This window comes from Arthrobacter sp. 49Tsu3.1M3 (assembly GCF_900168135.1).
GTDB lineage: Bacteria > Actinomycetota > Actinomycetes > Actinomycetales > Micrococcaceae > Arthrobacter.
On record NZ_FUZD01000002.1, the window covers coordinates 15920 to 37782 of the forward strand.

Here is a 21863-nt window from a genome sequence, read left to right on the forward strand (position 1 = left end):
CCAGACCATGCCAGTCGTACTGGAACACCTGGGCAAGCGCTTCGGCGCCGGCGCCCCTGTGCTGGACGACGTCAACGCCACCATCGGGCAGGGCGAGTTCGTCGCCCTGCTCGGTGCCTCCGGCTGCGGCAAGTCCACCCTGCTCAACATCATGGCGGGACTGGAGGCCCCGACGTCGGGCGCCCTGGAAGTGCCCAGCGACGGCGCCGCCTTCATGTTCCAGGACGCGGCGCTGTTTCCCTGGCTGACCGCGCGCGAGAACATCGAGCTGGCCCTGAAACTGCGGGGCGTCGGGAAGGCCGACCGCCGGGTCCGGGCGGGGGAGCTGCTGGACCTGGTACACCTGGGCGGTGCGGGGGACAAACGGCCCCACGAACTCTCCGGCGGGATGCGCCAGCGCGTCTCCCTGGCCCGGTCGCTGGCCCAGGACCGCCAGCTGCTGCTCATGGACGAGCCGTTCGCGGCCCTGGACGCGATTACGCGGGACCTGCTCCATGACGAGCTGGAACGGATCTGGAAGGAAACCGGCCGGACCATCGTCTTTGTCACGCACAACGTCCGCGAGGCCGTCCGGCTTGGCCAGCGCGTCCTGCTGCTCTCCTCCCGGCCCGGCCGCGTGGTGCGGGAATGGCACGTCAGCGAAGAGCACCGCACCGACGCCGGACTGGCCGGCCAGCTCACCGGCGAAATCACCGCCCGGCTACGCGAGGAGATCCGCCGCCATGCCAAGTAACCAGCTTCCCGTGGCGGAAGCCCCGGTCGAGACCCGCAAAGTGCATGCGGCCCTGACCCGTTCCTCCACCGGCAAGGAGGACCTCCGCGAGCTCGAAGCGGGCCTCGACTCCCTGCAGTCAGACTCCATCCGCAAGGTCCGCATCGACTGGAGCCGGATCCTGCTGCCGGTGGCCGCGCTGGCGGTGCTGATCATCCTCTGGCAGTTGTACGTCTCCCTCGGCTTCAAGCGGCGCGACGTCGTGCCCGGCCCCCTGGATGTCATCGGCCAGGTCGGAACCCTGTGGGGCGAGGGCAAGCTTCAAGAGGCCGTCTGGACCTCGCTGCAGCGCGGCGTCGTGGGCTTCCTGATAAGCGTGGTGATCGCGACGCCAGTGGGTCTCGTGCTGGCCCAGGTGGCACCGCTGCGGCGCGCTTTCGGGCCGCTGATCTCAGGGCTGCAGGTCCTGCCGTCGGTGGCGTGGGTGCCGGCCGCTATTCTCTGGTTCGGGATCACGGACGCCACCGTGTATTTCGTGGTGTTCATGGGTGCGATTCCCTCGATCATCAATGGCCTGATCTCCGGTGTGGACCAGATTCCGCCGCAGTACCGCAGCGTCGGAAAGGTCCTGGGTGCGTCCCGGCTCCAGTTGGCCCTGCAGATCATCCTGCCGGCGGCCCTGCCCGGGTACCTCGGCGGCCTCAAGCAGGGCTGGGCGTTCTCCTGGCGCTCGCTCATGGCGGCGGAAATCATCGCCGTCGGCGGCACCATCGGCTTCGGCCTGGGCTCCATGCTGGACCAGGGCCGCGTCCTGTCCGACATGACCATCGTCATGTCCGCCATCCTGCTGATCCTCGCCGTCGGAATCCTGATCGAGCTGCTCGTGTTCGCGCCGATTGAAAAGCGGCTGCTCCGCCGCCGCGGCCTCCTGGCCGGCAGCACCCGCTAGCGTCAACCACCCGGCTCCTCCAAAGCAACGCGGAGTCACTTACGGCCCACATTCCTGAGGTTTATGGGCCGTAAGTGACCCCGCGTTGCTTTTGCGATCGCACCTTGCCGGGGCACGGGCACGGGCCTACACTCACGCCTAGAGGCCGGGTTGCGGCCCCTTCCACGGCTGATGCAAAGCCCGATTCCTAGGAGGTCGCTGTGGCGGCAAAATTTGGCGTGCTGGCCCTGGTCGAAGCCAAAGCGGGAAAGGAACAGGACGTCTGGGACTTCCTGAACGGAGGCCGCGAGATCGTGCTCAACGAGCCCGGAACGCGCACCTGGTATGCCTTCCGGATCAACGAGAACACTTTCGGCATCTTCGACACCTTCGACACCGAGGAGGACCGGCAGGCCCACCTCAATGGCGCCATCCCGGCCGCGCTCGGCGAACACGGTCCCGCCCTGCTCGCCAAGGATCCGGACATCAAGCTGATCGAACTCATCGCCGTGAAATAGGGGCGCCCCGTCCCGGCGCGACGATTGCCATTATGTGACGCGGCGTTACCTTGCGTGAACTGGTGTTGCCGCACCGTTGTTCCGCTATGTGACGCCGCCCTATCGTCGATGCATGGCAATTCAGGACATTTACCCCACGGCGCTGCGCCTCCTCGGCCGTCCCGTGCTGGTGGTCGGCGCCGGACCGGTGGCCGCCCGGCGCACCAAGGGGCTGCTCGACGCCGGAGCCCGCGTCACCGTCGTGGCACCGGCTGCCTGCCCGGCGCTCGCTGAACTTGCCGACGCCGGCCTCCTGAACTGGGAGCCCCGCCCGTACCGCCGCTCCGACGTCGACGGCGTCTGGTTCGTCCAGACCGCCACCGGCGACGGCGCCGTGGACGCCCAGGTCTCCGCCGACGCCGAGGCGCAGCGCATCTGGTGCGTCAACGCCTCCGACCACGAAGCCTCCGCCGCCTGGACGCCCGCCGTCGCCGTGGTGGACGACGTCAAGATCGCTGTCAACGCCGGCGGAGACCCCCGCCGCGCCATGGCCCTGCGCGACGCCGTCGCCACCGCCCTGGCCACCGGAGACCTGCCGCTGCGCCGGCACCGGGTTCCCGGCACGGGGGCAGCTCCCGGATCCGTGGCCCTCGTGGGCGGCGGTCCCGGCGACACCGGACTCATCACCGTCCGCGGCCGCCGGCTCCTTGGCCAGGCCGACGTCGTGGTGGCGGACCGGCTCGGTCCGCGTGAACTCCTGGCCGAACTGGCCCCCGACGTCCGCGTGGTGGAGGTCGGCAAGACCCCCGGCCACCATCCGGTGCCGCAGTCCGACATCAACCGGATCCTGGTCGAGGAAGCCCTGCAGGGCCACCGCGTGGTCCGGCTCAAGGGCGGCGACCCCTACGTGCTGGGCCGCGGCGGCGAGGAAGCCGAATTCTGCCGGCAGCACGGCGTCGAGGTCGAAGTGGTTTCCGGCGTCACATCGGCCATTTCCGTCCCCGCCGCCGCCGGCATCCCGGTCACCCACCGCGGGCTGGCCAAAGGCTTCAGTGTGGTCACCGGCCACGAGGAACTCTCGGAAGTCCCGGCCCGTGCCGACCACACTGTGATCCTGCTCATGGGTGTGGGCCAGCTGCGCGATTCCGCAGCCTCCCTGGCCCGCGCCGGTTTGCCACTTCAGACGCCTGTTGGCATCGTAGAGAATGGATACCTGCCAAACCAGCGGGTGACCATAGGAACCCTCGGGACCATCGCGGACCAGGCGGAGGCCGCAGGCGTAGCGAATCCCGCCGTGATCGTGATCGGCGACGTGGTCCGCGTCAGCCCGTTCGCGCCGTCGCACTTCAAGACCGCGGACTACAGCACCACCTCCCCGAACGCCCCCCGCACCACCAAGACCCGCGTACTGACCCCCTAACACCCGTCGATTGCTCCACAACTGCCGTTATCGAGCCCCAAAAGGGCGCTTGTGGAGCAACGGATGCAGAAGAAAAAAGGAACACAGCCGTGTCAACTAGCACCCCCGTAGGAACCGCCGCCCGCCCGCTGCGCGTCGCCGTCGTCGGCTCCGGTCCCGCCGGCGTCTACGCCGCGGACATCCTGACCAAGAGCGAGGCCGTCAAGAGCGGCGAGCTCACCGTCAGCATCGACCTCTTCGACCGCTACCCGGCACCCTACGGTCTGATCCGCTACGGAGTGGCCCCCGACCACCCCCGCATCAAGGGCATCGTCAACGCCCTGCACAAGGTCCTGGACCGCGGCGACATCCGGTTCTTCGGCAACGTGGACTACGGCACGGACTTGTCCATCGATGACCTCCGCACCCACTACGACGCCGTCATTTTCGCCACCGGCGCCATCAAGGACGCGGACCTCAACATCCCCGGCATCGAGCTCGAGGGCTCCTACGGCGGCGCCGACTTCGTGTCCTGGTACGACGGGCACCCCGACGTGTCCCGCGAATGGCCGCTGGAGGCCAAGGAAATCGCCGTGATCGGCAACGGCAACGTGGCCCTCGACGTGGCCCGCATGCTCTCCAAGCACGCCGACGACCTCCTGGTCTCCGAAATCCCGGACAACGTCTACGCCGGGCTGAAGTCCTCGCCCGTCACGGACGTGCACGTGTTCGGCCGGCGCGGGCCCGCCCAGGTCAAATTCACGCCCCTGGAACTGCGCGAACTTTCCCACTCCAAGGACGTGGACATCATCCTCTACGCCGAGGACTTCGAGTTCGACGCCGAATCGGACCGGCAGATCCAGAGCAACAACCAGACCAAGACCATGGTGGGCACCCTCACCAACTGGATCGCCGAACAGCCCGAGGACCTCTCCGAGCTCACCGCGTCCCGCCGGCTGCACCTGCACTTCCTGCACAGCCCTGTCGAGATCTACGGAGAAAAGACCGACGGCGCCGAGGCGCCCGGCCGGGTCGCCGGGATCAAGTTCGAGCGCACCGAACTGGACGGCACCGGCAACGCCCGCGGCACCGGCGAGTTTGTTGAGTACCCGGTCCAGGCCGTGTACCGCGCCATCGGCTACTTCGGCTCCGCCCTCCCCGAGGTCGAGTTCGACCACAGCAAGGGCGTCGTCCCGAACGACGGCGGCCGGGTCCTGGACGCGGCCGGCACCCACGTGCCGGGGATCTACGCGACAGGCTGGATCAAGCGCGGGCCGGTGGGACTGATCGGCCACACCAAGGGTGACGCCCTCGAAACCGTGACGTACCTGCTTGAGGACCGCGAGAACCTGCCGTTGGCCGCGACGCCCGCCCCCGAGGCGATCGTCGAGCTCCTGGCGGCCCGCGGCGTCGAGTACACCAGCTGGGAAGGCTGGCTGGCCCTGGATGAGCACGAGCGCGCCCTGGGTGAGAAGGCCACCGCCGCCGGCGGGTCGCACGGCGTCGCCGTCCAGCGCGAGCGCATCAAGGTGGTGCCCCGCGAGGACATGGTGGAGATCTCCCGCGGCGCCGCCGTCGAGGTCTAAACGCCCGCCTCGAACTGCAACGCGGGGTCACTTCGCGCCCATAATCCCCTCCGGGACGGGCGCGAAATGACCCCGCGTTGGGTTTTAACGGCGCAATCCCGCCGGGTAGTCAGTAGGCTTACCGTCATGGATGAACACTCGCCCGGGGCCGGCCAATGAGGCTCCGCCACAGCAACGCGTCCGGCCGCGGATACCGCAGGGTCCCCGTCGGGACCGGGTTCAGTTACAAGGACCTGGATGGCTCCACCCTGCCGCCGGGCCCCGTGCGGGAACGGCTCGAGGGCATCGGGATCCCGCCGGCCTGGACCGACGTCTGGATCGCCCCGTACGACAACGGGCACATCCAGGCCACGGGCGTCGACGCGGTGGGCCGGCGGCAGTACATCTACCATCCGAGCTGGCGGGAACGGAAGGATCGGCTGAAGTTCGACCGTTCGCTCCAGCTGGCTGAGACCCTTCCGGCCGCACGCCGCCTGGTGACCATGGACCTGCGCTCCGAAGGGCTGACGCGGGAACGCGTGCTGGCGGCCGCCTTTCGGATGCTCGACAGCGGGTCATTGCGCGTCGGCTCGGAGCGCTACACCAACGAGAACGGCAGCCACGGCCTCGCCACCCTGCTCTGCGCCCACGTCAAGGTCCGCAAGGACGAACTCCGGCTCAGCTTCCCGGCCAAGAGCGGCAAGACCTGGGAGTCGCGGATCGACGACGCCGACCTCGCCGCCGTCGTGCGCCAGCTCAAGCGCCGCGGCGGCAACGCCCGGCTGCTGGCCTACAAGGACGGCCGCAGCTGGCATCCGGTGTCGAGCGCGGACATCAACGAGTACGTCAAGGAGCGCACGGGGGAGGACTTCACCGCCAAGGATTTCCGCACCCTGCGGGGGACGGCGGCGGCAGCGGTCAGCCTGGCGCAGAGCGGCCCCCAGGCGAAAGTCTCGGCCCGGAAGAGCGCGGTGAGCCAGGCCATGCAGGACGCGGCCGCGGTCCTGGGCAACACACCGTCGATCGCCCGGAAAAGCTATGTGGATCCCCGGCTGCTGGACCACTTCGCGGCCGGGGAAACGATCGACCCGAGGCGGCTGGATTCCGCCGAGTCCGAGATCCGCGCCCTGCTGTATCAGGAAGGCGACGTGGTGCCGCTGCGGAAGGCCGCCGGCTAGAACCTGGGCGCGGCCCGGCGGCACCTCAGAACTCGGCGTTGATGAACCCGATGGCAATCGCCGTCCACCAGCACAGCTGCGAGATCACCAGGCAGAGCAGCAGATGGCCCCGTTGCCCGCCAGCCAGGTCCTTGAACGAGGCGTCAGCCTGGCCAGCCGCCGCATGAGCGGAATGAGCATGATCCCGTTCAGGCTGAGCACAAGGACGGCGGCGAGCTTGAGGTCGGTCATCGGGTTGTTCAGGTGCGGGTTCAGGAACACGCCCGTGGCCAGCATGCCGGCCAGGCCGCCCCAGATCAGCGGTGTCGCCGCACCGTCGAGCCTCATAGTTTCGGCCGGGTCGCGTCTGCCGAGCAGCCATAGGAAGCCGTGCCGGTTATCCCCACCCAGAGCGGCGCCTACATCCGGCCGAAGCGGGCCCGGACCAGCGCGAACACGCCGTAGGCAATGAACCCCGCCCCGATCGCCAGGAGCAGGTACGGGCCGAAGGGGTGGTCCCGGAGCGCCTTGAGGCTGCCGTCCAGGCCGGTGGAGGAACCGGGGTTGTTGGTCGCCGCGGCCACGACGAAGAGCAGCCCGGTCAGGATCAGCGCCAGCCCTTTCGAGACGTGGCCGGTGACGCCAAGCGCGCTGATCACCCTGCCGCGGCGGGTCCCTTCGAAATGCTGCAGTTCCTCCTTGAACTTCTTCCCGAAGCCCTTGACGATGAAATACACGCCGATTCCCATGATGGTGAGCCCGAGGCCGGCCAGGGCCGGAACCCCCAAGGGTGACTGGATCAGGGCCGTGCTGAAATCCCGGGTCGAGTCGCCCGAATCACCGCGCTGGCCGAGCCCGAAGCCCGCGAAGCTCAGCCCGACGCTCCCGTACGCTATGGCAAGGAAGCCGGAGGAAATGAGTTTGCCCAGCTGCCCCCGGCGCGGCAGGTGGCGGCCCCGGAGCGTCGCCTCGCTCAGCTGCCAGAGCGCGAGGCCCGCGCAGGCGATGCAGGCCGCCCACATCACGGCCGGACCCCAGGGGTTGGCGGCGAGTTGTTCGATGGCGCCGGTGGGCTCGGCCTGGCCCGGCGCGCCCAGGACCAGGGCGACGGCGATGGCCCCGATCACGATATGAAGCAGTGCCATGACCGCGAATCCGGAACGTGCGACGACGTCGAGCGCCGTGCTGTTCGACGCCGCCTCCGCGGTGTCGACGGCGTCGCCGATGGCGGCTTCGATCCCGGACTCTTCTTCTGCCATGGTGATGCGGCTATTCCTCATTTGTGTCCGGTGGAACGGTGCTGTGCTCCGGCGCCCGCGGCGGTGGAACGGTGTTTGCCCCGGCGGTGTGCCTATGTCGCCGATTCTACGCGCGGCAACGTGGCAGCCGCTTGGACTACCGCGTTTTTGGTAAGTGTGCTTACCATAGCCGAGTCATGGCCCCGCTCGTGGACATGCCGCGGACCGGCAGCCTTGCTGCCCCTGCGATTCGGATTCGAAGACAGATGATAGGAAGCTCAACATGGCAGGTAATCTTGTTGCCCGATCCATTCACGACCTGACGGCAGCCGCCTGGTTCGGCGGTTCCCTGATGGGCGCCATTGGGCTCAACGGTGCCACTGCTGAAGCCAAGGACCCGGCGGAACGTACCCGCCTCTCAAGCCTGGGCTGGAAGAAGTGGGCGCCGTACCAGACGGCGGCGTTTGGGGCGCATTTTCTTTCGGGCCTCGCCGTCATGTGGGAGAACAAGGGCCGGATGGCCAAGCAGGACGGCGTCACGCGCCTGAGCGTCTACAAGTCCGTCGTCACCCTCGCCGGTGCCGCTGTGACCCTGTACGCGGGCCTGCAGGGAGCCAAGGTGGACAAACTGGCCGCCGAGGGCGCCAAGGGTGCCACGGAGCCGAAGCCGGGTGCCTCCGAGGAACTCCGTTCCGCGCAGCAGCAGCTGAAGATCCTGCAGTGGAGCATCCCCGTGTTCGCCGGCTGGGTGATCGTGCTCGGCGCCAAGCACGGCGAAATGCAGCGGCCCAAGAACGTCCTGAAGGGCCTCGTCCGCTAGCCCCGGCATAGCCGGTATACGACACTCTTGAGGGCCGGAGCATCGCGTTCCGGCCCTCAACAGTGGCAGCCGCACTCACGCCGGAACGGCACTCTCACGCCGGAACGGGGGGAGCTGAGACTGCGGCCTGGCCCTTCGATTGCCGGGCCCGCAGGATGATCTTGAAGAGTTCACCGAGGAACAGCAGCACCACGCCCGGCACCAGGCAGAGTAGCCACTGCTGGCCGGTGAGCGGCAGCGTCCCGAACAGGTCCTGCATCACCTTCATCTGGGTGATCAGCATGGAGCCGAGGACGGCCCACGCGAACGCCCAGAGCAGCTTCGGGTTGGACACCGTGGCGGGCCCGAAGGCGCTCTCGGTCGGGTAACGCAGATTGAGCGCCACGAAGATGTTCATCAGCCCCAGCCCCACCACGGCCATGGTCTGGCCGATCTCCAGTGAGCCGTAGGTGGTCTTGCCGATCTGCACGAGGATCAGTGTCGCGGCCGCCATGAAAAGCCCGACGACGAACAGGCGCACCATCATCGACCGGACGAGGATCGGCTGGTTGAAGGGCCGTGGTTTGCGGTCCATGATGCCCGGCGTTGCGAGATCCAGGCCCATCACCGCCCCAATGGGGGCGACGATCGCCATGTGGATCCACAGCACCTGGGCCGGGCTGAGCAGGGCCGTGCCGGCTATGGCGAAGGCCGAAGATCCGATGAACGCCAGAATGAACATGAACAGGTTGGCGACCTGGATCCGGATGAACTTCTGCAGGTTGTCGTACACGAGCCGGCCCTCTTCGACCGCGGCCACGATGGTGGCGAAGTTGTCGTCGGCCAGGATCATCTTGGCCGCGCCCTTGGCGACGTCGGTGCCGGTGATGCCCATCGCGATCCCGATGTCGGCGGCCGCGATCGCCGGCGCGTCGTTCACGCCGTCGCCGGTCATGGCGACGATGTTGCCCTTGCGCTTGAGCACCTCGACCAGCCGTACCTTGTGTTCGGGGGCGACACGGGCGATCACGCCGATGCCGTCCACCTGGCTGTCGGCCTCCGCGTCGCTCATCGCCGCGAACTCGGCCCCGGTCACCGCGCGGCCCCTGATGCCCAGTTCGTCGGCGATTGCCGCAGCGGTGACGGCGTGGTCGCCGGTGATCATCCGGACCCGGATGCCGGCGTGTTTTGCCTTGGCGATGGCGGCCACCGCCTCGGCGCGCGGCGGGTCAACCTCGCCGACCAGCGCGGAGATCTCCAGGTCCTGCATCAGTGCCATCAGGTCGCCCGACGGCTGGAACGTCGCCGGGTCGAACTCGCGCTGCGCCAGGGCGAGCACCCGCCTGCCCTGGCTGGCGATGCGATCGTTCTCGGCAAGCACCTTCCCCCGCATTTCGTCGGTGAGGCGCTCGGCGTGGCCGCCCGGCATCCGGCCGAACGAGGACCTGCTCAGGAGCACGTCGGGTGCCCCCTTGACGTAGGCGCGGATCACGGGCCTGCCATCGGCCCCCGGCATCCGGTGGAACGTGGCCATGAACTTGTAGTCGGAATCGAACGGTACGGACGCCACGCGGGGGTTGTTCCGGCGGAATTCCCTGACGTCCACGCCGCCTTTCTGCGCGAGCACGTAGAGTGCGGCCTCGGTGGGGTCCCCGACCACCTCGCCGTCGTTGATATCGGAGTCGTTGCACAAGGCGCAGGAGAACATCACGTAGTCCAGGTCCCGTTCGGCGTCCCCGGTGGTCCGTTGGATCTGGCCGTCGAAGCTGTAGCCCTCACCGCTGACGGTGTAGTGGTGCTGCACGGTGGTGATCTCGCGGACCGTCATCTGGTTCAGGGTCAGGGTGCCGGTCTTGTCCGAATTGATGGCCGAGGTGGAGCCCAGGGTCTCGACCGCCGGGAGGACCTTCATAATGGCGTTCTTCTTGGCCATGTTGACCGACCCGACGGACAGGATGGTTGTGACGACGGCGGGCAGCGCATCCGGGATGGAGCCGACGGCCAGCGCCACGCCGATCCCGAAGAGCACCGCGAAGGACTCGCCGGAGGCCAGGCCCATCACGACGATGGCGATAAACGCGAAGAGGGCCGCGATGATGATGAAGATGGTGAGCCGGTCCACCTGCTTGGTGAGCGGGGTTTTCTCCACTTTCTGCCCGGACAGCATGTGGGCGATGTGGCCGACCTCCGAGCCCATGCCGGTGGTGGTGACGAGGATTTCGCCGTGGCCCCGCGTCACGTTCGTGTTCATGAACGCCATGTTCAGGCGGTCGCCGATGCCGACGTCGTGCCGGCCGATGGTCTCGGTGTCCTTCTCGACGGCGACGCTCTCCCCGGTCAGGGCGCCCTCCTCGATCTGGAGGGTTGCCGCCAGGATGATCCGGCCGTCGGCGGGGACGCGGTCACCGGCATCAACCACCACGATGTCGCCTGGGACAATCTGTTCGGCGGGGAGCTCCACAACGTCACCGTCGCGGCGCACCTTGGCCATGGCCTTCATCATCTGCCCCAGGGAAGCGGCGGCTTCTTCGGCCTTGCCCTCCTGGTGGTACCCCAGCCACGCGTTGAACAGCGTCAGCAGGGCGAGCCCAATGGCGGTTCCGTATTCCGCGATCAGCAAGCTGACCAGGGCGGCGACCACAAGGACGATCTGCATGTAGTCCTGATAATGCTTGAAGAACCGTTTCCACACGGGCTCCTGCTTTGCGGCGGCCAGGGCGTTCGGACCGTACTCCTGCAGCCGCTGCTGCGCCTCTCCCGTGCTCAACCCGCCAGCCGGATCCACCTTCAGCTCGGCCGCCACTTCAGCCGGTGCCAGCGCGTACCAGCTCGCGTCTGCCTCCGCCGGGGCCACCCCAGCTACTGCTCCGGGATCGTCGCTCATGACTTCCTCCTCATCGCCGGGGCGCTGCTTAGAACGGGGTGGGGATGTGCCGCACGGGCAGTGCCGGCTCGGTGTAACCGCCGGCCTTCTGGCGCTTGGGGAGCTCAACGTCGAGCCCCGGGTACGGCTCGTAGGGCACCTGGCTGAGAATATGGCTGATGACGTTGAGCCGGCCGCGCTTCTTGATGTCATTGTTCGCGGTGTACCACGGTGCCCAGGCGGTGTCGGTCGCCTCGAACATCGCGTCCCGGGCCCGGGAGTAGTCGTACCACCGTTTGTAGGACTTCAGGTCCATCGGAGAGAGTTTCCAGGTCTTGCGGGGATCATCCATGCGGCTCTCGAGCCGCCGGGTCTGCTCGTCCGCACTGACCTCAAGCCAGTACTTGAGCAGGATGATGCCGGAGTCGACCATCGCCTTCTCCACCATCGGGGTCATGTCGAGGAACCTCTGGGTCTGTTCCGGGGTGCAGAAACCCATCACCCGCTCGACGCCCGCACGGTTGTACCAGCTGCGATCGAAGATGACCACCTCGCCTGCCGCCGGGAAGTGGGACATGTAGCGCTGGAGGTACATCTGGGACTTCTCCCGCTCGGTCGGGGTGGGGAGTGCGACCACGCGGAACACCCGGGGGCTCACCCGTTCGACGATGCGCTTGATCGTGCCGCCCTTGCCGGCAGTGTCGCGGCCTTCGAAGACGATGCAGATCTTGGCTCCGGTGGACTTCACCCACTCCTGCATGGCGACCAGTTCACCCTGCAGGACGGCCATCTCCGCTTCGTACTTCTTGCGGGGCATCTTCTTCCCGGCGCGCTCGTCCTCTGCGTCGGAGCCCTTGGACTTTTTCTTCTTCTTGCCCACCATCGACCTCCTCGCGACGTACTTGCTGAGGTAAACCACAACACTGCGACACCGGCGGGACTGTCATCCAACGAGGCCGGCACCTCGGCCGGGGACGGGGGCGCAGCTGCACTTGTCGCGGGCACCCTCGTGCGGCGTCCTGCCATTCCTAGTGTTGACCGCGGCTGGGGTCGGGTCTACGGCACTAAGACCCTAATGGGCGCCCGCGGAACCTGGCGTCTCAGCCGAGCCGGCCCCTGCTGCTGGGCGCAGGGGCCGGCCGTCCGGACTCGGCGCTGACGCCGATGATGACGGGAACCCGCCTGGCTGCGAGGCCGGTGCGCGGGTGGTGGCCGTCACTGAGACAGAGCATCTTCCGCGCACCTTGGGAAAGCCTTGGGTTACTCCTGGAGCCATTCCGCGCAGGAATTCAGGTTACGGGTGACGCTTTCGACGGCGGCCGCCTCGTCGCGGGCGGCAATCGCGGCCACGAGTTCGTCGTGGCCCTCGTGCGGCAGGCCGTTGAAGCCTCCCCGACGCTGCTGGCGGAGCAGGTCATTGTGGAAGACGCTGCCGAAACTGACATACAGCTCATGCAGCAGCGGGTTGGCGGACGCCTGCGCCACGCGCGCATGGAAGTCCCAGTCTGCCCGGGCCCACGCGGCGTAGTCCTCGGCGAGCCAGGCGGCACGGCGGGCGGCGAGCAAACCGCGCAGGGCGGTGAGGTCCTCGGCCGTCGCGTGCCGTGCAGCGAGCCGGGCCGCCTGGGTGTCCAGCCCGACCCGGACCTCGAGGATGTGCTCCTGGGAGTGGTCCTCATACATCCGCTGCGTGGCGCCTGCGATCTCGCTTGTGGCGCGGACGTACGTGCCGTCCCCGCGGCGGACCTCGAGCATTCCGCTGTGGGCCAGGGCTTTGATGGCCTCGCGCAGGGTGCCACGGGAGACCCCGAAGCCGGCCATCAGCTCAGGTTCGGCCGGAATGCGCTGCTGCAGCGGCCACTCGCCCGAGTGGATCAGGGCCCGCAGCTTGGCAGTGATTTCCTCCGCCAGCGGTGGCCGGTGCGAGGCTGTGAGTGTCATCGCCGGGTTCCTTCCGAGGGGTGCGAGACGGCGGCGCGCAGCTTTTTGGCCGCCAGTTCCTTGGCCCGCAGTTCCTTCGGTCCCGCCGAGAGGAGGTGGCCCACCGCGATCTGGCCGAGGGCCACGGCCAGCAGCAGGGCCAACGGCAGCGTCCAGGAATTGGTGGCGCTGTGCAACAGGCCCATGCCGAACGGGCCGAGAGTCGCCAGCAGATACCCGGCGGACTGGGCCACGGTGGACAGCGCGGTGGTCTCGGCCGTGGTGCGGCCGCTGCGGCTGATCATCACCATGACCAGCGGGAAGATGCCCAGGCCGAAGCCCACCAGCACAGCGGTCAGGGGAGACCAGGCAGGGGGCAGGACCAGCATGGCCAGGATGCCCAGGGCCATGGTCACGGTGGCAAGGTAGAACGCCGTCCGCAGCATCCGGGGGCGTGAGCCGATGGCCACCAGCACCATGCCGGCGGGGACGGAGACAAGCTGCATGAGTCCGAACATGAGCCCGCTGTCGGAGGCGGTGAGGCCCATGGTGGCCAGCATGTAGGGGAACCAGCTGAGCACGGCATAGGCCAGGAGCGCCTGCACCGTGAAGCCGAGGGTGATCAGCGCGCCCGTGCGGGTCCGCAGCAGGGGCCATGGCGAGACCCGGGCAGCCTTGGTCCCTGACGCGTTGCGGTGGGCGTGCACCGCGATCGGGAGGAAGCCGAGGCACGCCCCGAGGGCCAGGAAACCGATCGCGCCGACGCCCGCCGACGGCGAGCCCAGGGCTTGGGCCACCGGAACGATCAGCACGGCGGTGGCGGTGGCGCCTGTGGTCATGGTCAGCGTGTAGACGGCGGTCATGAGGGACGTGCGGTCCGCGAAGTGCACCCGGATGAAGGAGGGCATGGCCACGTTGCAAATGGCCAGCCCGGACATCCCCGCCACGGTGCCGGCCAGCAGCATCCCGGTGGACGGGACGCCGCGGAGCAGCAGTCCGGCCGCCAGCATCACGAGGGAGAGCAGGATGGCTTTTTCCAGCCCGAGCTGCCGGGTGAGCCAGGACGTGGCAGCTCCGGCCACCGCGAAGCACAGTGTGGGGATCGAGGGGAGCAGTGCCGCGATCAGCGGGCCGTAGCCCAGGACAGCCTGCAGGTCGTGGAAAAGCGCGGCGGCGCCGGTGATGCCGGCGCGCAGGTTGAGCCCGATGAGCACGAGCGCCACGACGCCGGCCACGATCACGCCCCGCGGGCGGACCCCGCCGGGTGGAGCTGTCTGGGAAAGTGCGGAAACCGCCGAGCTGCTAGCCATAGCTAAAGGTTAGACGTTTGATGTTTGGGACTCAGCCTTTAGTGGCGAATATCTCGGCAAGTGACCCGCCGAACAGCAACACGGGGTCACTTAGCGCCCATAGTGCGGCCCGGAATGGGCGCTAAGTGACCCCGCGTTGCTTGGGTGGTCAACGCGGGTGCCGGGCGCTGAGCCGCTGCACCGCGAGCGCAAGCCAGAGCTGCACCCGGTCCGCCGTCTGCGCGGGGTCGTATCCGGTGAGTTCGGTGATCTGTGCCAGCCGGTAGCGGACCGTATTGCGGTGCAGCGTCAGTTCCTCGGCGACGGCCGCCACCGAGCCGTTGTTGCCGAGGTAGCTTTCCAGCGTGGCCATGAGTTCGGCGCCGTGCGCAGCGTCGAAGGCCCGCAGCGGGTTCAGCGATTCGTTGGCCATGTCCGCCAGCGGAACGTCCTCGCTCGCGAGCAGCAACGAGGTCAGGCTCAGCCGCTCGGGCTCGTTGACGGGCAGCCCGTGGCTGGCCGCGTCGCGGGCCTCGAAATAGCTCCAGCGCAGGCCGTTGGGCTTGGTGTACGCCCCGCCTATGCCGATCGTGGCATGGATCCCGGCCTCGGCGAGGTGGTCGCTGAGGCTGCGGGCCAGGGCGCTTGCGCCGCTGCCGTCGTCGGCCACCACCACCACGAGGTCCTTCCCGACGACGGAGCCGACCGCCGCGGCAAGCGGCTGGGGCAGCGAAGAGCTGCCCAGCTGTTTCTGGTGGGCGGCCGATTCGGCGAGCAGGACCACGTTCTTGCGGGTGCTGTTAATGCCGACGCCGGCCAGGCGCCGGGTGGCTTCGGACGCCTCCAGCGTCCCGTGGATGACGTCGTCGAGGACCTGGCCCGCCAGCGCCCGCTGCGCCTGCCGCTGTTTGACCATGTTGTTGAGCTCAACGCTGATCAGGTTTTGGGCGTAGCCCACGATGCCCGTGTCCTCGAACGGCTGCTTCACCCACAGGGTGCAGGCGTCGCGGCGTCCCGTGGGGATGGGATAGGACGCCCAGCCCTCGGCCTTGGGTGCCGGGTGGCCGGCGACGCTGTTGTACAGCTGGGCGGTGAACTGGGTCAGGACGATCTCGGTGCGCAGCATCGACCCCAGGTGTTTCAGGAGCTCGGCCAGGCCGCCGCCGGTCAGGAGCGCACGGGCCAGGATCTGGTGCCCGGCGATGAGCCGCTCAAGCTTGACCAGGTGGTCCGCGGACTGGGCGTCGGCCACGAGCTTTCCGATCGCGATGAAAGGCGTCTCGTAGGGCACTTCCACCACCGGCAGCCCCCACCGGTTGGCTTCGGCGATCAGGGCCGGCGGAACGGCGTCGTGCGTCAGGCCGACCCCGAACCCGATGCCCACCGCGCCTGCCCGCTGGACCTGACGCACGAACCGCCGCTGCTCCGCGGCACTCTTGAGCCGCATCCCGGTGGTCAGGATCAGTTCGCCGCCATTGAGGAACCGCTGCGGATCCTCCTGCTCGGTGACGGCCACCCACAGAATGTCCTGGTGCCACGTGGTTTCAGCGAGTCCGGCCTTGGTGAGATTCAGGGACGGAACTCCCAGTAGGGCTGCGAGTGAAATGGCCATGGATACAGGATAGCCGGGTGCTGGTCAAGCGCACTAAAGTTCTGCGGGGATGGTGTGCAGGTGCCTATTCCCTGCCTTGGCCTGCTGGCATAGGCTCGTGACCAGTCACACATCCGTCATTGGCAGTAAGAAAGAGGTTGTACACCGTGGTTCAAACCTTGCAGAACTTCATCAACGGCGAGTTTGTCACGCCCGCTGGCACAGGATTGCTGCCCATCGTGAACCCCACCAACGGTGACGTGGTCGCGCAGTCGCCGATCTCGGTGCAGGCCGACGTCGACGCCGCCATGGCGGCAGCCAAGGACGCCTTCAAGACCTGGAAGCACACCACGCCCGGGCAGCGGCAGCTCATGCTGCTCAAGCTCGCGGATGCCGTCGAGGCCAACAGCGATGAGCTCGTCGAGGCCCAGCACCGCAACACCGGCCAGGTCCGCTCGCTGATCGCCTCTGAGGAAGTGGCCGCGGGCGCCGACCAGCTGCGCTTCTTCGCAGGTGCGGCCCGCATCATGGAAGGCAAGTCCGCCGGCGAATACTTCGAAGGCCACACCTCTTACGTGCGCCGCGAGCCGATCGGCGTTGTGGCGCAGGTGGCCCCGTGGAACTACCCGTTCCTCATGGCCATCTGGAAGATCGGGCCGGCCCTGGCCGCCGGCAACACCGTGGTCCTCAAGCCCTCCGACACCACCCCGGAATCCACCCTGGTGCTGGCCCGGCTCGCCGGCGAGATCTTCCCCGCCGGCGTCCTGAACGTGGTCCTGGGCACCGGCGAAACCGGTGCCATGATGGTGGAGCACAAGGTCCCTGGCCTGGTCTCCATCACCGGTTCCGTCCGCGCCGGCATCGCCGTCGCCTCCGGTGCCGCCAAGGGACTCAAGCGCGCCCACCTGGAACTCGGCGGCAAAGCCCCGGCGATTGTGTTCGCCGACGCCGACATCAAGAAGAGCGCCGCGGCGATTGCCGAGTTCGCCTTCTTCAACGCCGGGCAGGACTGCACGGCGATTACCCGGGTCCTGGTCCAGGATTCGGTGCACGACGACGTCGTCGCCGCCATGGTGGAGCACACCAAGACCCTGCACACGGGTTCGCAGAACGACGAAGACAACTACTTCGGCCCGCTGAACAACGTCAACCACTTCAACGCGGTCACCTCCGTTGTCGAGCACCTGCCTGCCAACTGCAAGATCGAGACCGGCGGCCACCGCGCGGGCGAGAAGGGCTTCTTCTTTGAGCCCACCATTGTCACGGGCGCCAAGCAGAGTGATGACATTGTCCAGAAGGAAACCTTCGGCCCAGTCATCACGGTGCAGAAGTTCAGCACCGAGGACGAGGCAGTGGAGCTGGCGAACGACGTCGACTACGCCCTGGCCTCCAGCGTCTGGACGACCAACCACGGCACCGCCATGCGCCTGAGCCGCGATCTCGACTTCGGTGCGGTCTGGATCAACACGCACATCCTGCTCACGGCCGAGATGCCGCACGGTGGCTTCAAGCAGTCCGGCTACGGCAAGGACCTGTCCATGTACGGCGTCGAGGACTACACCCGCATCAAGCACGTCATGTCTGCGTTGGACGCATAACGCAGGCGCATAAACCCAGGCGCATAACGCAGCTAACTCAACCTGACGCATAACTCGCGCGCTCAACCGCACGCTTAGAAAGGCTTTCCCATGACCACCACGGCACATGACATTACCTACCGGCTCGAGCAGAAGCGCCGCGTCCAGGCCGACTTCCCGGGCCCCAAGTCCGTCGCCCTGACCGAGCGCCGCAAGGCGGTGGTCGCCGCTGGCGTCGCCTCCAGCGTCCCGGTCTTCGTGGCCGACGCCGACGGCGGCATCATCCACGACGTCGACGGCAACTCCTTCATCGACCTCGGCTCCGGCATCGCGGTGACGAGCGTCGGCGCCTCGGACCCGGCCGTCGTCGGTGCCGTGAAGGAAGCCGTGGAGCACTTCACCCACACCTGCTTCATGGTCACGCCGTACGAGGGCTATGTCGCCGTCGCCGAGCAGCTGAACCGCCTCACCCCGGGCGACCACGAAAAGCGCACGGTGCTGTTCAACTCCGGCGCCGAGGCCGTCGAAAACGCCGTCAAGGTGGCCCGCCTGGCCACCGGCCGGGACGCCGTCGTCGCATTCGACCACGCCTACCACGGCCGCACCAACCTGACCATGGCGCTGACCGCTAAGGCCATGCCGTACAAGACCAACTTCGGCCCGTTCGCGCCCGAGGTCTACCGCATGCCGATGAGCTACCCGTTCCGCGAGGAAAACCCGGAGATCACCGGTGCCGAGGCCGCCAAGCGCGCCATCACCATGATCGAGAAGCAGATCGGCGGCGAGCAGGTTGCCGCGATCATCATCGAACCCATCCAGGGCGAGGGCGGCTTCATTGTCCCCGCTGACGGGTTCCTGCCCGCGCTGGCAGACTGGGCCAAGGACAAGGGCATCGTGTTCATCGCCGACGAAGTCCAGTCCGGCTTCTGCCGCACCGGCGAATGGTTCGCCGTGAACCACGAAGGTGTTGTCCCGGACATCATCACCATGGCCAAGGGCATCGCCGGCGGCATGCCGCTCTCCGCCATCACGGGCCGCGCCGACCTCCTCGACGCCGTCCACCCGGGCGGCCTCGGCGGCACCTACGGCGGCAACCCGGTGGCGTGCGCGGCAGCACTGGCCTCGATCGGCTCGATGGAGCAGTACGACCTCAACGGCCGAGCCAAGCACATTGAAGAGATCGCCCTCGGCAAGCTGCGCGAACTCGCAACCGAACTTTCTGACAGTTCGGTGATTGGTGACGTCCGCGGCCGCGGCGCCATGCTGGCCATTGAACTCGTCCAGGCCGGTTCCAAGGAGCCGAACCCGGAGCTGACCAAGGCCGTCGCCGCAGCTTGCCTCAAGGAGGGTGTCATCATCCTCACCTGCGGCACCTACGGCAACGTCATCCGGCTGCTGCCGCCGCTGGTCATCAGCGACGAGCTGCTGCTGGACGGACTCGGGGTCCTGGCCGCGGCCATCAAGGCCAACGCCTAGCCCACGGCCCAGTGAGCTGCCGGGAAGGCGATCCTTTCCCGGCGAGCCGGCGCTACCCGAAAACGCACGACACAGCGGAGGAGCCGCGGACACCTTGTCCGCGGCTCCTCCGCTGTTTCCGCTGTTTCCGCTGTTTTTTCGCCTGGTTTTTTCGACCCTGCATCCGGCTCTGCAACCGGCCCGGCATCCGGCCCTACTTCCAGGCGGTCGAGTCCAGCTGGATCGCGACCACGTACAGGTGCTGGCCCTGCTCGATCTTCTCCACCTCAGTGACCCGCACCTTAGTCTCCGGAATCGTGCCCATCGGACGGCCGACGCCGATTCCGTAGCTCAGCACGCCCTCGAAGTCCCCGGCCGGCGCGTAGCTGGTGAGCGCCTCGTATCCGATTGCCGGTGGCGGCGCACTGGTCACGGTGCTGGCCGCGCCGTCCGCGGTGTGCGACTGGGCCCCGCGGAAGGTCACCTCGAGGAGGGTTCCCGTGCCGGGCATCGGGATCGGCAGGCCGCTGCCGTCGTCGACGAGTTCGGGGACCATTTCGACGTCGTAGCTGGGGAAGCCGCCGCTGAACCGGAAGCTCAACTGGTCGTACGGGGGCGCGTCGGAAGGGTGCTGTCCCGCGCCGATGGCGGACAGCGTCGGCAGCGGTGCCGCCGGCGGGGGCGCGATCGGCACAGGGTTCTTGTGGTCCGTGTGGAACGGGGTGGTCGGCCCCGGCACGGACCAGTCGTGGGTGACCGTGGAGGAGATCACCTTGTCGCCCGGCTGCGGCGGTGCCGTTTCGTCGGCATCCCCGGTTGCTGACGGCGACGGGCTGGCGGTCGGGCCTGCGGAGGCGGTGGGCGACTGCGACGGCGGCTGGCTGCCGGCGGAGGGCTGCGGGGCCGGCGGCGTGCAGCCTGTCAGGACCAGCAGGAGCGTGAGGGTTCCCAGTCCCGCGGTCCGCGTCCGGGCCCGTCCGTTGCGCATGGCGTCCATGGTGCGCTCCCCTCGACCATTCCAGCGTAGGTCCGGAAGATTGTGCTGGTCAGGGTAATAAGTCACCACCTTTTGAGGTTCCGCTGGACTAGAGTCGTTCCTATCCACTGCAGGAACGCAGACCGGCCGACGTCGCCCGGAACCCCCGGGGCGCAGCTGGCATCTGCCCCAGACCCAAAAGGGGTTCATACATGCGATACGTAGTCGGCTATACACCCACCGAACGTGGTGCGGACGCCGTTGCCTTGGCCTCGGCCATGGCCCGCGCGCAGGGAGCGCATCTCGACCTGGTCTATGTGGTGGATCGGCACACGCCCTATGTGGCGATGAATCCGGAAGGAAACCAGGTCAGCGCCGCGGAGCAGAAGATCCGCTCAGCCGAACGCCAGGGAATGGAACTGGTCCCCGAGGGGCTGGAGGCGCACTTCCATGTCCGCCAGGCAGAATCGTTCGCGGCTGGCCTCATCGAGGCCGCACTCGAGTACCGGGCCGGCCTGATCGTGGTGGGTGCCGCCAGCAGCGGCCTGTTCAAGCGCCATACCGTGGGCAACGTGGCCAACGCCCTGCTGCACGCCGCCCCGGTCCCGGTGGCGCTGGTGCCGCGCGGCTACCGCCGCACCGAAGCCATCACACGCCTGACCCTCGCCGTGGGCCAGCGCGTCGGAGCGGAGGCGGCGATCGACGTCGCGATCGAATCCGCCGAGCGCCGCGGTGTGCCGCTTCGGCTGGTTTCCCTCGTGGAACTGGACGTCGAGGGGGACGGCGGCGAGAACGTCAACGCTGCCCACATTCACGCCAACACCATCCTGTCCGCCGCGGCGCAGCGCCTGCCGGAGGGCCACCACGTCAGCGTGGAGGTCGCCCACGGGCGCACGATTGAGGAGGCAATCGACGACCTGGAATGGGACGACGGCGAGGTCATGATCGTCGGGTCCTCCCGCCTGGCGGAGAAGTACAAGCTGTTCATCGGCAGCACGGCTTTCAAGGTGCTGCGGGCGCTCCCCGTTCCCATGGTCGTGGTCCCGCGCGACTACCAGCGCGTGGATTCGCTGCCGGAGGTCTGAGGCCTCGGGGCCAGGACCGCCCAGTACGCTGGAATGCTGCCGGGCGGTCCACCGGCCTCCATCGGCACCGTCTTCAGGGCGGTGGGGCCCTCCGCGATGAGGGTCCAGCGGTCCGGGGGAAACACGCGGGAGCGTTGCCCGGCACCGAAGTGGCCCGGTTTCGGCAGCGCGGCAATGGCCTGGCGGAGCGGTCCCGGGATCCGTTTGCCGGTGGCGCCAAGTTGCCGCAGATAGCTCAGGGCGCCGCCCGGGACGTTCGTTTCGACGAGGTAAATCCTGCCCCGGGTGCCCAGGAGCGCTTCGATGGAGCCCACGAGGCGTGCCTGCCGTCGCCGGCTGAGGACATGGAGCACGCCGCGGACGAAGACGTTGGCGTCGCCGAGGTCGCGCGCCAGGGCGGCCGCCGCGGCCGGCTGCGTGGCATCCAGGCTCCGGAAACTGAGGCCCGCGACCTGCGGCTGCGCGGAATGCGCGGCTGCCACGGCTTGGGGTGAGACGTCGACGCCGAGGACCGAGGCGAAGATGTCGGTGAGCCGCCGTGTGATGGTGCCGTTCCCGCAGCCGAGATCGATCACCGGAAGGCTGGTGTCCATCGCGCCGGCCATCACCTGCAGGTGGTGCCGGATCTCTTCGTTCCCCGCGCCCGGGGCGGCGTCCCAGATGACCGGTTCCCGGAGGGATCCCTGCGACACGCCGCCCCAGAAGGCATCCCAGCGCCGGTCCGGGCGGCTGGGACGGTGCAGGGAGAGCACGGCAACCCTGGCCGCGAGCCGGACAGTATCTGCCACCCTGTGCACGCGTGTTCCTGGTTT

20 protein-coding genes are annotated in these 21863 nt (G+C 68.0%); 10 read left to right on the forward strand and 10 right to left on the reverse strand.

The window, feature by feature from the left end; translation table 11 throughout:
- The first annotated feature begins 7 nt into the window (after nucleotides 1-7).
- The 6 genes from B5X90_RS02945 to B5X90_RS02970 all read left to right on the forward strand — a co-directional run bounded on the left by B5X90_RS02945 (nucleotide 8) and on the right by B5X90_RS02970 (nucleotide 6279).
- On the forward strand, nucleotides 8-733 hold the full coding sequence (locus tag B5X90_RS02945; protein ID WP_018775157.1) for an ABC transporter ATP-binding protein: 726 nt from the start codon (nucleotides 8-10) through the stop codon (nucleotides 731-733).
- Entirely contained in the window at nucleotides 723-1661 is a 939-nt protein-coding gene (locus tag B5X90_RS02950) for an ABC transporter permease (RefSeq protein WP_143264635.1), read from the forward strand. The genes B5X90_RS02945 and B5X90_RS02950 overlap by 11 nt, the downstream gene beginning before the upstream one ends.
- A gap of 200 nt (nucleotides 1662-1861) precedes the next feature.
- Nucleotides 1862-2158, forward strand: coding sequence for a putative quinol monooxygenase (locus tag B5X90_RS02955; RefSeq protein ID WP_079550025.1), 297 nt, complete (start codon nucleotides 1862-1864; stop codon nucleotides 2156-2158).
- A 112-nt stretch (nucleotides 2159-2270) separates the two neighbouring features.
- Nucleotides 2271-3557 carry a uroporphyrinogen-III C-methyltransferase gene (cobA, locus tag B5X90_RS02960; protein ID WP_079550026.1) on the forward strand — a complete coding sequence of 429 codons (1287 nt, stop codon included), beginning with the start codon at nucleotides 2271-2273 and terminating at the stop codon, nucleotides 3555-3557.
- 89 nt (nucleotides 3558-3646) lie between these two features.
- A complete protein-coding gene (locus B5X90_RS02965; RefSeq protein ID WP_079550027.1) occupies nucleotides 3647-5122 on the forward strand; it encodes an FAD-dependent oxidoreductase in 1476 nt (491 codons plus the stop codon).
- A 155-nt stretch (nucleotides 5123-5277) separates the two neighbouring features.
- Nucleotides 5278-6279: a DNA topoisomerase IB gene (locus tag B5X90_RS02970; protein ID WP_079550028.1), complete on the forward strand. Its 1002-nt coding sequence runs from the start codon at nucleotides 5278-5280 to the stop codon at nucleotides 6277-6279.
- Between the two features lie 84 nt (nucleotides 6280-6363).
- Here B5X90_RS02970 and B5X90_RS02975 read toward each other — a convergent pair whose 3' ends face one another.
- Together B5X90_RS02975 and B5X90_RS02980 are read right to left on the reverse strand one after the other, a co-directional pair.
- Entirely contained in the window at nucleotides 6364-6606 is a 243-nt protein-coding gene (locus B5X90_RS02975) for a hypothetical protein (RefSeq protein ID WP_179129029.1), read from the reverse strand.
- 71 nt (nucleotides 6607-6677) lie between these two features.
- A complete protein-coding gene (locus tag B5X90_RS02980) occupies nucleotides 6678-7517 on the reverse strand; it encodes a DUF1206 domain-containing protein (protein WP_079550029.1) in 840 nt (279 codons plus the stop codon).
- Between the two features lie 262 nt (nucleotides 7518-7779).
- Between B5X90_RS02980 and B5X90_RS02985 the strand changes: the two genes are divergently transcribed.
- Nucleotides 7780-8316 carry a hypothetical protein gene (locus tag B5X90_RS02985; RefSeq protein ID WP_079550030.1) on the forward strand — a complete coding sequence of 179 codons (537 nt, stop codon included), beginning with the start codon at nucleotides 7780-7782 and terminating at the stop codon, nucleotides 8314-8316.
- 94 nt (nucleotides 8317-8410) lie between these two features.
- Here B5X90_RS02985 and B5X90_RS02990 read toward each other — a convergent pair whose 3' ends face one another.
- The 6 genes from B5X90_RS02990 to B5X90_RS03010 all read right to left on the reverse strand — a co-directional run bounded on the left by B5X90_RS02990 (nucleotide 8411) and on the right by B5X90_RS03010 (nucleotide 15979).
- The gene (locus tag B5X90_RS02990) at nucleotides 8411-11179 is read right to left on the reverse strand and encodes a cation-translocating P-type ATPase (RefSeq protein WP_256860025.1); all 2769 of its coding nucleotides are present in this window, start codon (nucleotides 11177-11179) and stop codon (nucleotides 8411-8413) included.
- 28 nt (nucleotides 11180-11207) lie between these two features.
- Nucleotides 11208-12077 carry a polyphosphate kinase 2 gene (gene ppk2 / locus B5X90_RS02995; protein WP_256860026.1) on the reverse strand — a complete coding sequence of 290 codons (870 nt, stop codon included), beginning with the start codon at nucleotides 12075-12077 and terminating at the stop codon, nucleotides 11208-11210.
- Between the two features lie 181 nt (nucleotides 12078-12258).
- Nucleotides 12259-12390, reverse strand: a complete 132-nt coding sequence (locus B5X90_RS21510; protein ID WP_256860027.1) for a hypothetical protein — start codon at nucleotides 12388-12390, stop codon at nucleotides 12259-12261.
- Between the two features lie 28 nt (nucleotides 12391-12418).
- Nucleotides 12419-13099: a FadR/GntR family transcriptional regulator gene (locus B5X90_RS03000; RefSeq protein ID WP_079550033.1), complete on the reverse strand. Its 681-nt coding sequence runs from the start codon at nucleotides 13097-13099 to the stop codon at nucleotides 12419-12421.
- Nucleotides 13096-14388: an MFS transporter gene (locus B5X90_RS03005; RefSeq protein WP_079550034.1), complete on the reverse strand. Its 1293-nt coding sequence runs from the start codon at nucleotides 14386-14388 to the stop codon at nucleotides 13096-13098. The genes B5X90_RS03000 and B5X90_RS03005 overlap by 4 nt, the downstream gene beginning before the upstream one ends.
- Before the next feature lie 148 nt (nucleotides 14389-14536).
- Nucleotides 14537-15979: a PucR family transcriptional regulator gene (locus B5X90_RS03010; protein ID WP_079550035.1), complete on the reverse strand. Its 1443-nt coding sequence runs from the start codon at nucleotides 15977-15979 to the stop codon at nucleotides 14537-14539.
- 146 nt (nucleotides 15980-16125) lie between these two features.
- Here B5X90_RS03010 and B5X90_RS03015 point away from each other — a divergent pair, with 146 nt between their 5' ends.
- Both B5X90_RS03015 and gabT read left to right on the forward strand, forming a co-directional pair.
- Nucleotides 16126-17556 (forward strand): gamma-aminobutyraldehyde dehydrogenase, encoded by a 1431-nt coding sequence (locus B5X90_RS03015; RefSeq protein ID WP_079550480.1) that lies wholly within the window; start codon nucleotides 16126-16128, stop codon nucleotides 17554-17556.
- Nucleotides 17557-17646: 90 nt separating this feature from the next.
- The gene (gabT, locus tag B5X90_RS03020; protein ID WP_079550036.1) at nucleotides 17647-19011 is read left to right on the forward strand and encodes a 4-aminobutyrate--2-oxoglutarate transaminase; all 1365 of its coding nucleotides are present in this window, start codon (nucleotides 17647-17649) and stop codon (nucleotides 19009-19011) included.
- A gap of 193 nt (nucleotides 19012-19204) precedes the next feature.
- On the opposite strand, the gene B5X90_RS03025 is transcribed toward gabT, so the two are convergent.
- Nucleotides 19205-19987 (reverse strand): AMIN-like domain-containing (lipo)protein, encoded by a 783-nt coding sequence (locus B5X90_RS03025; protein WP_079550037.1) that lies wholly within the window; start codon nucleotides 19985-19987, stop codon nucleotides 19205-19207.
- 191 nt (nucleotides 19988-20178) lie between these two features.
- Here B5X90_RS03025 and B5X90_RS03030 point away from each other — a divergent pair, with 191 nt between their 5' ends.
- Nucleotides 20179-21051 carry a universal stress protein gene (locus B5X90_RS03030; protein WP_079550038.1) on the forward strand — a complete coding sequence of 291 codons (873 nt, stop codon included), beginning with the start codon at nucleotides 20179-20181 and terminating at the stop codon, nucleotides 21049-21051.
- On the opposite strand, the gene B5X90_RS03035 is transcribed toward B5X90_RS03030, so the two are convergent.
- The gene (locus B5X90_RS03035; RefSeq protein ID WP_143264636.1) at nucleotides 21018-21839 is read right to left on the reverse strand and encodes a class I SAM-dependent methyltransferase; all 822 of its coding nucleotides are present in this window, start codon (nucleotides 21837-21839) and stop codon (nucleotides 21018-21020) included. The two genes, B5X90_RS03030 and B5X90_RS03035, sit on opposite strands and share 34 nt — an antisense overlap.
- Nucleotides 21840-21863: the final 24 nt, after the last annotated feature.